This is a genomic window from Achromobacter pulmonis (assembly GCF_002885955.2).
GTDB lineage: Bacteria > Pseudomonadota > Gammaproteobacteria > Burkholderiales > Burkholderiaceae_B > Achromobacter > Achromobacter pulmonis_A.
In genome coordinates this window covers 256919-269953 of sequence record NZ_POQS01000005.1, presented here as the reverse complement: position 1 = coordinate 269953, position 13035 = coordinate 256919, and the positions used below count along the sequence as shown (strand labels likewise).

At 66.0% G+C, this 13035-nt stretch carries 9 protein-coding genes and 1 pseudogene; 5 read left to right on the top strand and 5 right to left on the bottom strand.

Annotated features, from left to right (window positions below):
- Nucleotides 1–153: 153 nt before the first annotated feature.
- Both C1I89_RS20125 and C1I89_RS20120 read right to left on the bottom strand, forming a co-directional pair.
- On the bottom strand, nt 154–1119 hold the full coding sequence (locus tag C1I89_RS20125; protein WP_102770808.1) for an IS5 family transposase: 966 nt from the start codon (nt 1117–1119) through the stop codon (nt 154–156).
- 342 nt (nt 1120–1461) lie between these two features.
- Nucleotides 1462–2577: a porin gene (locus C1I89_RS20120; RefSeq protein WP_102774343.1), complete on the bottom strand. Its 1116-nt coding sequence runs from the start codon at nt 2575–2577 to the stop codon at nt 1462–1464.
- Nucleotides 2578–3057: 480 nt separating this feature from the next.
- Between C1I89_RS20120 and C1I89_RS20115 the strand changes: the two genes are divergently transcribed.
- Nucleotides 3058–3594 (top strand): TetR/AcrR family transcriptional regulator, encoded by a 537-nt coding sequence (locus tag C1I89_RS20115; RefSeq protein WP_102774342.1) that lies wholly within the window; start codon nt 3058–3060, stop codon nt 3592–3594.
- Nucleotides 3595–3643: 49 nt separating this feature from the next.
- Nucleotides 3644–4812, top strand: a protein-coding gene (locus C1I89_RS20110; RefSeq protein ID WP_102770881.1) for an IS3 family transposase whose coding sequence is annotated in 2 segments (ribosomal slippage) — nt 3644–3908 and nt 3908–4812 — 1170 coding nt in all. Because the reading frame shifts where the segments join, the coding sequence is not laid out codon by codon here.
- Between the two features lie 33 nt (nt 4813–4845).
- Here the strand turns inward: C1I89_RS20110 and C1I89_RS20105 are convergent.
- A pseudogene (locus C1I89_RS20105) lies at nt 4846–4956 on the bottom strand (TetR family transcriptional regulator); the annotation flags it as partial.
- A gap of 219 nt (nt 4957–5175) precedes the next feature.
- On the opposite strand from C1I89_RS20105, the gene C1I89_RS20100 reads away from it, so the two are divergent.
- From C1I89_RS20100 to oprZ, 3 genes are read left to right on the top strand one after another with little or no spacing between them, the layout of a single operon-like run.
- Entirely contained in the window at nt 5176–6333 is a 1158-nt protein-coding gene (locus tag C1I89_RS20100) for a MexX/AxyX family multidrug efflux RND transporter periplasmic adaptor subunit (RefSeq protein WP_102774341.1), read from the top strand.
- Between the two features lie 6 nt (nt 6334–6339).
- On the top strand, nt 6340–9477 hold the full coding sequence (locus tag C1I89_RS20095; RefSeq protein ID WP_102774340.1) for a multidrug efflux RND transporter permease subunit: 3138 nt from the start codon (nt 6340–6342) through the stop codon (nt 9475–9477).
- Nucleotides 9474–10856 carry a multidrug efflux RND transporter outer membrane subunit OprZ gene (oprZ, locus tag C1I89_RS20090; protein ID WP_102774339.1) on the top strand — a complete coding sequence of 461 codons (1383 nt, stop codon included), beginning with the start codon at nt 9474–9476 and terminating at the stop codon, nt 10854–10856. The genes C1I89_RS20095 and oprZ overlap by 4 nt, the downstream gene beginning before the upstream one ends.
- 4 nt (nt 10857–10860) lie before the next feature.
- On the opposite strand, the gene C1I89_RS20085 is transcribed toward oprZ, so the two are convergent.
- A complete protein-coding gene (locus tag C1I89_RS20085) occupies nt 10861–11517 on the bottom strand; it encodes a helix-turn-helix transcriptional regulator (RefSeq protein ID WP_102774338.1) in 657 nt (218 codons plus the stop codon).
- 66 nt (nt 11518–11583) lie between these two features.
- Nucleotides 11584–13023: an efflux transporter outer membrane subunit gene (locus C1I89_RS20080; RefSeq protein WP_102774337.1), complete on the bottom strand. Its 1440-nt coding sequence runs from the start codon at nt 13021–13023 to the stop codon at nt 11584–11586.
- Nucleotides 13024–13035 lie beyond the last annotated feature (12 nt).

Sequence of the window (13035 nt, the reverse complement as noted above, 5' to 3'; positions counted from 1 at the left end):
GGTCTGAAGAACTCGATTTCAAACATCCAAAAATCGACCTCATGACCAAAGTATTCAAAAATGGTTAAAAACTGCTCAAATCATCGCCACTTTCGGGTTGTTTGCACCCCGATCAGGCCCGTTTTCGGGCCTGTTGGCGCTTTTTGGGCGCACTTACCCTGCCACCGCCGTCAACGGGCGGCGTGCCATCCAGATATTGGACAGCGTAAACAACATTTTCAAATGCGCAGTGTTCTTGGCCAGTCCACGGAATCTGACTTTACGAAACCCGAATTGGCATTTGATGACACGAAACGGATGCTCAACCTTGGCTCGAAGACTGGATTTGGCCCGCTCAATGTTTTGCGTCAAACGATCAATTGCGCTGTTACCCAAGGCGCGCCGTTTGCCGGGGCGCATGGCAATGTGCCAGGTTACGTCACGCCCTTGGTGCTCGGGTCGTTTGTCTACGCCTTGATAACCGGCATCGCCAAAAGCCAACGTTTCTTCACCATGCAGCAACGCAGCCGCCTGAGTAACATCATGCTCATTGGCAGCGGTGCCCACCACCGTGTGGACCAGCCCGCTGTGAAGATCAACCCCAATGTGGGCCTTCATCCCAAAGTGCCACTGGTTTCCCTTTTTGGTCTGATGCATCTCGGGGTCCCGCGTGCCGCTGGCGTTCTTGGTCGAGCTGGGTGCATCGATAATTGTGGCGTCCACAATGGTGCCTTTGCGCACCTGAATGCCTTGATCCTGCAACAGCAGGTTGACCGCCTCAAGCGCTTGGTCGGCAATGTTGTGCTGCTCGAGCAGATGACGGAAGTTCAAAATGGTGGTCTCGTCCGGCACACGACCTCCAGGCAGTTTGGCAAACTGGCGCATCGAAAAGCTGTCGTACAGCGTCTCTTCCATGGCCGGGTCCGACAGCGAAAACCACAGTTGCATGAAGTAGATGCGCAGCATCGTTTCCAGCGGATACGGTGGACGACCGATGCCCGGTTTGGGGTAATGCGGATCGACCAGATCGGCAAAGAGCTTCCACGGCACCGCACGCTCCATCTTGGCCAGAAACTTCTCACGGCGCGTTTTCTTGCGTTTGCCAACGTACTCGGCTTCGGAAAAACTCAACTGGCTCATCGGGTTCACTCGGATCGGACTGTTTTCAATAACTTATATTCTGACAGGTTCGTTGGACTTGTTCAGAGGTTCCTTAGGATTGTAGCATTCGCGGGGTTACTTCTGGCTGAACTCTGTAGCCTGAACAGCGGGTGAAAGACTGCATTTCTTCACCGGAACAATCGCGGCTTGCGCAGCGACCGGACAAGCTTACTACAAGCGCTTTGCGCGCCGTCGACCAGGCGGCGAAAAACAACGCCGGAACGAAAAAAAACCACTCCGGAGAGTGGTTTTCGTACGAACGGGCCGAAGCCCGTTCGCGCACTTTTTCAAATCCAGGCAGGGCTTGCGCCCTGCGTTGGATTAGAAGCGGTGACGGATACCGACGCCGACGGCGGTCGACTTGACGTCGTCGATGAAGGCGTAGTTCTTGGCGTACGAACCGTAGGCGTACAGGTTGGTGCGCTTGGACAGGTCGTAGGTGTAGCCCAGCGAGAAGACGTTCATCGTCTCGTCAGCACCCGGAGCCGTGTTCAGGCGATCGTTCGACGGATCAACCATCTGCCACGAACCGAACAGCTTCGAAGCGCCGCCGATGGGGGCCGACAGGCCGACCATGTACGAGTTGGCCTTGAAGCCGTCAGCGAAGATGTTGTTGCCGAAGTTGATGTTGCCAGCGGGGCCGGACACGCCTTGGCCGCCGAACCAGCCGTCGGTCGTGCGGGCGTAGGCCAGCGACAGCTTCACAACTTCGAAGTCGTACGAAGCGCCCAGGGCGTACATACGCGGGGTGGCGTCAACTTCCGGCTGCGTCAGGTTGTTCGAGGCGTTCAGCTGGTCGTACGAGAAAGCGATGTTCAGCGGACCGTTGACATAGCGCAGACCGGTGGTGATCGCGCGGGTGTTGTCGGCGGTGCGCCAGCCGCTTTGGCGAGCGTTGTTGTCGTCAGCGTTGAACGAGTAGCCGACGCCGAACTGGAAGCCGCTGAACGACGGGGTTTGGTACAGGACCATGTTGTCGTAGCGGACGGTGTTGGCAGCGCTCAGGGCGACACCGATGTTAGCTTGGCCGAAACCAGCGCCGAACGGGTCGATCGAGCCGAAGTACTTCGACGAGATGTTGGTCTGACGGCCGAAGTCCAGTTGACCCCAGCTGTCGGAGGCCAGACCGATCGTGGCTTGACGACCGAACAGGCGACCGTTCTGAGCCGAGTTGCCGTTACCCGAGTTGAAGCCCGATTCCAGTTGGAAAACAGCGCGCAGGCCGTCACCCAGATCTTCCGAACCACGCAGACCCCAGCGCGAACCGTTCTGCACGCCGTTGATCATGCCGACGCGGCTGCCGTCGAAGCCGTTGCCCTTGACCTTGTTGTAACCGATACCCGTGTCGATGATGCCGTACAGGGTGACAGACGTTTCTGCCTGGGCGACACCGGCAAAACCGGCGAGCAGGGCGGCAGCGAGCAGAGTCTTTTTCATTTAAGAAATCTCCGTTGATTTGAGTGACAAGAGCAGCAATCCAGCAAACCAGCCTGCCGCCCCCCTAACTCCGCGAAGGGAAGTTGACGCTATTGCATCAAAAATCAGGGGGGCTGGCTACGGCCGGCATCAGAAAAGTGCAGGTTTGCGACAGGCTTGTTGGGATATTGCAACATCACGGCAAGGCCTGGCCGATCGGCCTAGGGCTAACCCTGATGAAACTGACCAAGCCCCTATTCATGCGACTTTCAGCCCTGCCCCTAATTTTTTGAGGCATTTCGGAGCCCTGTTTTTGGCGCGAGCTACGTTGCCGCGCGGCCGCGATCCGGCGCGGCCGGCCGGAACAAACCTTTCAGCCGCGATCGGTTTAGCGGCTGCAATCCATATGCCGATCCGTTTCCGTCCCCCGGCTTTCAATAACATTGTTATCAATAAAAATCGCCGCTATGATCGAACGCATCGACAACCGGTTCCCGCGCCATGCCCTCCACTTCCCCCCGCAGCGGCCGTAGCGAAAGCCTGAACGCGCTGCGCCGCCAGCTCATCCTCGACGCCGCCCAGCGCGTGTTCGAACGCGACGGGCTGGAGAAGACCACGATCCGCGCCATCGCCAACGAGGCCGGCTGCACCACCGGCGCCATCTACCCCTGGTTCGCGGGCAAGGAAACCATTTACGGCGCGCTGCTGGAAGCCTCGCTGCAGCGCCTGCACGCCCACCTGAGCGAAGCCGCGGCCACGGGCGAGGCGCGCACGGCCGCGCGCCGGGCTATCCACGCCTTCTATGGCTACTACGCCGAGCGCCGCACCGATTTCTCCCTGGGCATGTACCTGTTCCAGGGCCTGGGCCCGCGCGGACTGGGCCGCGAGATGGACGAACGCCTCAACGCCCGGCTGCGGCAATGCGTGGACCTGCTGGGCCTGGCCCTGGCCCGTACCAAGTCCTGGGACGCCGCCGTGGTCGAGGTCGAACAGATGAATCTCTTCACTTACCTGATGGGCCTGTGGTCTGCCCCCTGAAAAGTGGTCCTCCCTGAAGTAGGCTATTGAGCCGTAGGAGGACGTTGGAATGCCCCAGAAGAAGCACAAACCCGAAGAGATCGTGGCGAAGCTGCGCCAAGTCGATGTTCTGTTGTCGCAAGGTCGTTCTGTCGGAGAAGCGGTCCGTTTGATCGGCGTGACGCAGTTTACGTATTACCGGTGGCGCAAGGAGTTCGGTGGCCTGAAGGGTGACCAGGTGAAGCGGCTGAAGGAGCTCGAGAAAGAGAATGACCGGCTGCGCAAGGCGGTCTCGGACCTGACACTCGAGAAGCTGATCCTGAAAGAGGCTGCTTCGGGAAACTTCTGAGCCCCGCTCGCCGTCGCCGTTGCGTCGATCGTGTCATGGCGAAGTTCTCCGTCTCGGAGCGGTTTGCCTGCAAGGTTCTCGGCCAGCATCGTTCGACCCAGCGCAAAAAGCCGCAAGGCCGGCCCGATGAAGAGGCGTTGACCTCCGACATCATCCGGCTCGCTTCCCGCTATGGCCGTTATGGCTATCGCAGGATCACGGCGATGCTGCGGTCTGAAGGCTGGACGGTGAACGCCAAGCGTGTCGAACGGATCTGGCGGCGGGAGGGGCTGAAGGTTCCCCAGAAGCAACCGAAGAAGGGGCGGCTCTGGTTGAATGACGGATCGTGCATCCGGCTTCGACCCGAGCATCCAAACCATGTCTGGTCCTATGACTTCGTCGAGGGTCGGACCCACGATGGCAGGAGATTCCGCATGCTCAACATCATCGACGAGTTCACCAGGGAATGCCTTGCAATCCGCATCGATCGCAAGCTCAACTCGACCGACGTCATCGACGCCCTGTCGGACCTGTTCATCCTGCGTGGTGTGCCCGGCCATGTCCGTTCCGACAACGGCCCGGAGTTCATCGCCAAGGCTGTACGGGAGTGGATCGTAGCCGTCGGCGCAAAGACAGCGTTCATCGAACCTGGAAGCCCTTGGGAGAACGGCTACTGCGAGAGCTTCAACTCGAAGCTCCGCGACGAACTGCTCGACGGTGAGATCTTCTACAGCCTCGCCGAGGCCAAGATCATCATCGAAGCCTGGCGGCGGTACTACAACACCGAGAGGCCACACTCGTCGCTTGGATACAAGCCACCGGCACCCGAGGCCATCATCTGGCCTGCGCCAGCAAGCGGAGCAGCACCGTCATCTGCCCAGGCAATAGCCCCAAGGCCGATCATGAACTAAGATTGAAACCGGACCACCCTATGGGGTCAGGCCAATGTCGCTCATGGTGGTGGCGGCCACCCCTTTGGACAGGAACACGTGCTCGGCCGCATCCAGGATGCGGTCGCGGGTGCGTTGGGACTCTTCTTTCGTCTTGCGGGCCATGCGGGGACCTCCTTCTCAAAAAACGGGGTGCAAAAAAAAGGCGGCCTCGAAGCCGCCTTTTTGGACACTGTGAACATGTGTGAAGCGAAGAGCATACTTCCGAACAAAATAATTAATCAAGCGTGACGGATTAAATGATAGACTCGCTTCCCCACCCGGGAAAGTTGGCGCCTTTCCCCACGTAAGCCCCGCCGCGGGCCCATCAAGACAATTTCAAAAATGAAGCAAAAAGTCTCCCTACGCACGCTCGCCCTATCTTCCGTATTAATTCTTATTACCGGGTGCTCGAAGCCCGAAACCCCGCAAGCCGCCGACGCCCCGGCCGAGATCGGCGTCATCGTCGCCCGGGCCACGCCCACCAGCGTCGCCACCGAACTGCCGGGCCGCCTGGAGCCCTACCGCGAAGCGGAAGTGCGCGCGCGCGTGGCCGGCATCGTGACCGCCCGCCTGTACGAGGAAGGCCAGGACGTGGCGCGCGGCGCCGCGCTGTTCCAGATCGATCCCGCGCCGCTGCAGGCCGCCTACGACTCCGAAGCCGCGAACCTGGCGCGCGCCCAGGCCAACCTGTCCGCCGCCGCCGACAAGCTGCGGCGCTACGCCGACCTGGTGTCGGACCGCGCCATCAGCGAACGCGACCACGCCGAAAGCGTGGCCCAGGAACGCCAGGCCCGCGCCGAAGTCGCCCTGGCCCGCGCCAACCTGCAAAGCGCCAGGCTCAAGCTGGACTATGCGCGCGTCACCTCGCCCATCGACGGCCGCGCGCGGCGCGCGCTGGTGACCGAGGGCGCGCTGGTGGGCGAAGGCCAGGCCACGCCGCTGACGGTGGTGCAGCAGATCGACCCCATCTACGTGAACTTCGCGCAGCCGGCCGCCGAGGTGATGCAGCTGCAGAAGCAGATCCGCGCGGGCGCGCTGGAGGGCGTGGCGCCGGAACAGGTGCGGGTGCGGCTGCTGCTGCCCGACGGCACCGAGTACGGCCGCGGCGGCGCGCTGTCCTTCGCCGACCTGGCGGTGGACCCGGGCACGGACAACGTCACGATGCGGGCCGTGTTCGAAAACCCGAACCGCGAACTGCTGCCCGGCATGTACGTGCGGGTGCGGCTGGAACAGGCGATCAACCGCGACACCTACCTGGTGCCGCGCAACGCCCTGCTGCGCAACGCCGACGGCGCGCACGTGCTGGCCGCCGGGCCGGACGGGGAACTGCAGAAAATCGCCGTCACCGCGCAGCGGCTGCAAGGCCCGAACTGGGTCGTCACGCAGGGACTGGCGGGCGGCGAGCGCATCGTCGTCGAGAACGCCGCGCAACTGGCGGCGGGACAGAAAATCAAGCCGGTGGAACGGGCAGCCGCGCCCGCATCCGGCCACCAAGGATAAACCGCAATGGCGCGTTTTTTCATCGATCGCCCCGTCTTCGCCTGGGTGATCTCGCTGCTCATCGTGCTGGTCGGCATCCTGTCGATCCGCGCGCTGCCGGTGGCGCAATATCCCGACATCGCACCGCCGGTGGTCAACGTCGGCGCAAGCTATCCCGGCGCCTCGGCCAAGGTGGTCGAAGAGGCCGTCACCGCCATCATCGAACGCGAGATGAACGGCGCCCCGGGGCTGATGTACACCTCGTCCAGCAGCGACTCGACGGGCTGGGCCAGCATCAACCTGACCTTCAAGCAGGGCACCAATCCGGACCTGGCGGCCGTGGAAGTGCAGAACCGCCTGAAGGCGGTGGAGCCGCGCCTGCCCGAATCCGTGCGCCGCGACGGCGTGCGCGTGGAGAAGGCGGCCGACAACATCCAGCTGGTGGTGTCGCTGAAGTCGGACGGCAGCCTGGACGACATGCAGCTTGGCGAGCTGGCCGCCTCCAACGTGCTGCAGGCGCTGCGCCGCGTGGAAGGCGTGGGCAAGGTGCAGGCCTTCGGCGCGGAGGCCGCCATGCGCATCTGGCCGGACCCGGCCAAGCTGACGGCCATGTCCCTGACGCCGGGCGACATCGTCTCGGCCCTGCGCAGCCACAACGCGCGCGTCACCATCGGCGAGCTGGGCAACCAGGCCGTGCCCAAGGACGCGCCGCTGAACGCCAGCATCGTCGCCGGCGAATCCCTGCGCACGCCCGAGCAGTTCGGCAACATTCCGCTGCGCGCGCAGCCGGACGGCGCCACCCTGCGCCTGAAGGACGTGGCCCGGGTGGAGCTGGGCGGCACCGACTATATGTACCTGTCGCGCGTGAACGGCATGACGGGCACCGGCCTGGGCATCAAGCTGGCCCCGGGCTCGAACGCCGTGGACACCACCCGGCGCATCCGCGCGACCATGGAGGAGCTGGCCCAGTACTTCCCGCCGGGCGTGACCTGGGACATTCCCTACGAGACCTCCACCTTCGTCGAGATCTCCATCAGCAAGGTGCTGATGACCCTGCTGGAAGCCGTGGCGCTGGTGTTCTGCGTGATGTACCTGTTCATGCAGAACCTGCGCGCCACGCTGATCCCGACGCTGGTCGTGCCGGTGGCCCTGCTGGGCACCCTGGGCGTGATGCTGGGGCTGGGCTATTCCATCAACGTGCTGACGATGTTCGGCATGGTGCTGGCCATCGGCATCCTGGTGGACGACGCCATCGTGGTGGTGGAAAACGTCGAGCGCATCATGGCCGAAGAGGGACTGCCGCCGCGCGCGGCCACGGTGAAGGCCATGGGCCAGATCAGCGGCGCCATCGTGGGCATCACGGTGGTGCTGGTGTCGGTGTTCGTGCCCATGGCGTTCTTCGACGGCGCGGTGGGCAATATCTACCGCCAGTTCGCCGTGACGCTGGCCGTTTCGATCGCCTTCTCGGCTTTCCTGGCCCTGTCGCTGACGCCGGCGCTGTGCGCCAGCCTGCTCAAGCCCATCGCCGCCGGCCATCACGACAAGCGCGGCTTCTTCGGCTGGTTCAACCGGGCCTTCGCGCGCCTGACCGCGCGCTACACGGCGCGGGTGTCCGGCGTGCTGGCGCGCCCCGTGCGCTTCGGCCTGGCCTACCTGGCGGTGATCGCCGCGGCGGCGCTGCTGTTCGCGCGGCTGCCCTCTTCCTTCCTGCCGGACGAGGACCAGGGCAGCTTCATGGCCATGGTCATCCTGCCCCAGGGGTCGCCGCAGGCCGAAACCATGGCGATGGTGAAAGAGGTCGAGCGCTACATGATGGAGAACGAACCCGTCGAGTACGTGTATTCGGTCAACGGTTTCAGCAACTACGGCAGCGGGCCCAATTCGGCCATGTTCTTCGTCACGCTGAAGGACTGGAAGGAGCGCGGCGCCGCCGACCTGCACGTGAACGCCGTGGTGGACCGCATCAACGACGCCTTCGCCGACCGCAAGAACGTCATGGTGCATGCGCTGAACGCCCCGCCGCTGCCGGACCTGGGCTCCACGTCGGGATTCGACTTCCGCCTGCAGGACCGCGGCGGCCTGGGCTACGAGGCGCTGACCCGGGCCCGCCGGCAGTTGCTGGCGGCCGCGTCCGAGCATCCCGCGCTCGCGGAGGTCGTCTTCGCCGGCCAGGAAGAGGCGCCGCAGCTGGAGCTGCGCATCGACCGCGACAAGGCCCAGGCCATGGGCGTGCCGATGGACGAGATCAACACCGCGCTGGCGGTGATGTACGGGTCGGACTACATCGGCGACTTCATGCTCAACGGCCAGGTGCGGCGCGTGACCGTGCAGGCCGACGGCAGGAGCCGCGTCGACATGGACGACGTGTCGCGCCTGCACGTGCGCAACGTGCAGGGCCAGATGGTGCCCCTGTCGGCCTTCGCCACGCTGAAATGGTCGATGGGACCGCCGCAGCTAGAGCGCTACAACGGCTTTCCTTCCTTCACCATCAACGGCGCTGCCGCGCCCGGGCACAGCAGCGGCGAGGCCATGCGCGCCATGGAGGCGCTGGCGGCCGAGCTGCCGCGCGGCATCGGCTTCGACTGGTCGGGACAGTCGTATGAAGAAAGGCTGTCCGGCAACCAGGCGCCCATGCTGTTCGCGCTGTCGGTGCTGGTCGTGTTCCTGGCGCTGGCCGCGCTGTACGAAAGCTGGTCCATCCCGCTGGCGGTGATCCTGGTGGTGCCGCTGGGCGTGATCGGCGCGCTGCTGGGCGTGACGCTGCGCGGCATGCCCAACGACATCTACTTCAAGGTCGGCCTCATCGCCACGATCGGGCTGTCGGCCAAGAACGCGATCCTGATCGTCGAAGTGGCCAAGGACCTGGTGCGCGACGGCCAGGGCATCGTGTCCGCCACCCTGGAGGCGGCGCGGCTGCGCCTGCGGCCCATCGTGATGACCTCGCTGGCCTTCGGCGTGGGCGTGCTGCCGCTGGCGCTGGCCACCGGCGCGGCGTCGGGCGCCCAGGCCGCCATCGGCACGGGCGTGCTGGGCGGCATCGTCACCGCCACGGTGCTGGCCATCTTCCTGGTGCCGCTTTTCTTTCTCATCGTGGGCCGCGCGCTCGGCATGCGCGTGCGCCCCGCGCGTCCGCAAGGCCGCGAACCGCTGGAGACCTCGCCATGAAGGCTATGGCAACACCCCTGCTTGCGCTGGCCCTGGCCGGCTGCTCGCTGGCCCCTGTGTATGAACGTCCGGCCGCGCCGGTCCCCGAGGCCTACGGCGCGCCCGCCGCCGACGGACAAGCCGCCATGCCGCAGGACTGGCGCGCCTATTTCAACGACCCGGCGCTGCAGGCCTGGATCGACGCCGCTTTGCGCAACAACCGCAACCTGCGGGTGGCGGCGCTGCGCATCCAGGAAGCCCGCGCGCTGTACGGCGTGCAGCAGGCCGACCGCCTGCCCGCCATCGACGGCGCGGCCGAGTTCAGCCGCGGACGCGCCGTCGAACCGGGCCAGCCGCGCATGCCGGTGGCGGACCGCTATCGCGCCGCCGTCGGCATCGCCGCGTTCGAGCTGGATTTCTTCGGCCGCGTGAAAAGCCTGAGCGACGCCGCGCTGTCGCGCTACCTGGCCAGCGAGGAAGCGCACCGCGCCGCCACGCTGTCGCTGGTGTCGGAAACGGCCACGGCCTACTTCAACCAGCGTTCGCTGGCCGAGCAGCTGCGCCTGACCGACAGCACGCTGGCGCTGCGCGAGGCGACGCTCAAGCTCACCCAGCGCCGCTACGACGCCGGGCTGGAAACCGCGGTGGGCCTGCGCACCGCGCAGATGCTGGTGGAATCCTCGCGCGCCACGCATGCCGAGCTGAGCCGGGAATACCGCCAGGCCGTGCACACCCTGGGCCTGCTGGCGGGCGACTTCACCCTGCCGCCGGACACCGACGCCGTCACGCTGGAAAGCCAGAGCCTGACGCCGCTGGCCGCCGGCCTGCCCTCGGCCCTGTTAGCCCGGCGCCCGGACCTGCGCCAGGCCGAGGACATGCTGCGGGCCGCCAATGCGGACATCGGCGCGGCGCGCGCGGCGTTCTTTCCGTCCGTGCAGCTGACGACCGACATCGGCACCACGGCCGGCAGCTTCTCGGACCTGTTCGGCGCGGGCACGGGCGCCTGGACCTTCGCGCCCAGGCTGACGCTGCCCATTTTCAACGCCGGACGCAACAGCGCCAACCTGTCGCTGGCCGAGGCGCGCAAGGACATCGCGGTGGCGCAGTACGAAGGCAGCATCCAGCAGGCCTTTCGCGAAGTGGCCGACGCGCTTTCCGCGCGCGACACGCTGCGCGCCCAGATCGATGCGCAGCGCAAGGTCCGCGACGCCGATCGCGACCGCCAGCGCCTGACCGAAAGGCGCTACGAGCGCGGCGTGGCCAGTTATCTGGAAATGCTGGAGGCGCAGCGCAGCCTGTTCGAGTCCGAGCAGGAATTCATCCGGCTGCAGCAGCGCCGGCTGGTCAATGCGGTAGCGCTCTACAAGGCGCTGGGCGGCTGGGAGCCGCCCGGCTCATGAGGGCTTATCCGGCCTTGTCGATGCGGTAGGCGCAGCGGCGCGCGCCCGTGAGGATGTGCTCCTCGCGCCTGACCCGGAACTCGTCTCCGAGCACCTTGTGAAAGAGTTCCAGTTCGCTGCGGCAAAAGCCCATGCAGGTTTTCGCCGCGGAACAGATCGGGCAATGGTTCTCGATGAAGAGGAAGTCCGGGCCGTCCTTGCGCAGCTCGGCCATATAGCCTTCGGCGCAGCGGACTTCCACCAGCCGCTCCAGGCGCTCCTTCAGGCTGCGCGCGCCCTGCATGGCCTGGCGATAGCCGTTGAGCATGGCCGCTTCGCGCGCCGCGATCAGCTTTTCGACGCCCTCTTCGCCGAACACCTGGCGGATGGCGCCGATCATCTGCACCGTCATTTCGGCGTGCGTGTCCGGAAAGCGGCCGTGCCCGGCATCGGTCAGGAACCAGATCTGCGTCGGCCGTCCGCGGCCGGCGCTATGGCTTTCGCAATCCACCAGTCCTTCCGCGTGCAGGCGCGCCATCTGCTGGCGCACCGCCTCGGCCGTCACGTCCAGGGCCTTGGCGATGACGGTCACGGATTGCGGGCCGCGCGTCTTCAAGGTCATGAGCACGCGGTCCGCGGGTTGGTGCTCCCAGACGACGGGGCGGGACGGGCTGTCAGACATGAATGTGGATTCTCCGGATGTTTGCCTGGGATGTTCGGCTATGGTGCCACGAACCGCGGCCGCCGGTCAGCCGGCGTCCGGCGCCTCCCATCCGCCGCCTAGCGCCTTGTACAGCGCGATCAGCCGGGTATAGGACTCGGTTTCGGCCACGGCCACGGCGTCCTGGGCGCGCAAAAGCGTACGCTGGGCGTCCAGCACCGTCAAATACGGCGCACTGCCTTCGCGGTAGCGCAGTTGCGCCAGCTCCGCCGCCCGGCCGCTGTGCGCGGCCGCCTGCACCAGGCTGCCCAGGCGCTGCTGGGTCTGGCCGTATTCGGTCAGCGCCGATTCCAGTTCCTCGACCGCGCGCAGCACGGTCTGCTCGTAGCCGGCGGTGGCGCCGTCGGCCCGCGCCACCGCGCCGCGCTTGCGCGCCAGCGCCGTGGGCAGGTGGAACGCGGGCCAGTCGGCGCCGGCGGCCACGCTGAACGCGCGGCTGGACGACGAGCCGAAGTCCGCCCCGCGCAGGGCGACGAAGCCGAGGAAGCCGCCCAGGTCGATGCGCGGATACAGCTCCGCGGTGGCCACGCCCACGTCCGCGTTGGCGGCCGCCATGCCGCGCTCGGCCGCCAGCACGTCGGGACGGCGCGACAGCAAGGCGCTCACGTCGCCGATCGGCAGGCGCACGTTGAGCGGAGCCAGGGGCTTGCCCGCCTCCAGCTCGCCCAGCTCCACTGGGCGCAGCGCCGCCAGCACCGCGATCCGGTACAACGCCAGCCGGCGCGCCGCGATCTGCACCGGCACGCTGGCCTGCACGGTTTCCAGTTCGGCCCGCGCGCTGGCCAGGTCGCCCTCGTCGCCGCGCCCGGCCGTCACCATCGCCTGGATCACGCGCAGGCTGTCGCGCTGGCTCGCCAGATTGGCGCGCGCCACCGCCAGCCGCTGTTCCGCGCCGCGCAGCTCGAAGTAATTGCGCGCCACCTCGGCGGCCACGACGATGCGGGTCTGGGCCAGGTCGGCGGCCTGCTGCTCGCTGCGCGCCGCCGCGCCCTCGGCCGCCCGGCGCAGGCGTCCGAAAAGGTCCAGCTCCCAGGTGGCGTCGAAGCCGGCCCGGTAGCTTTCGGCCAGATTGCGCCGTCCGGCAGGGCCCGGATTGGCCTGCGACAGACTGCGTTCGTAGCCCCCGCCCAGAGTCACGGCGGGCAGCCGGTCCAGTTCGCGCTCGTCCAGCACCGCGCGCGATTCGGCCAGCCGCGCCTGCGCCTGGCGGATGTCCAGGTTGCGCTCCAGCGCCAGCGCGATCAGCCGGTCCAGCTGCGGGTCCTGCAACTGCTTCCACCAGTCGCGCTGCACCCGGTCGGTGGAGAACAGGGCCTGCTCGGGGCTGGCCAGGGTGACGGGATCGGGCCTGGGCGCCCGGTAGTCGGGCCCCACGGCGCAGCCCGCGGCGGCCAGCGCCGCCAGCAGCGCGACGGCGCCGCGGCGCAGCCGTGTGCGGAGAGGAAAATCCGGGGTCGAGTGTTTCATGATGATTCCTTC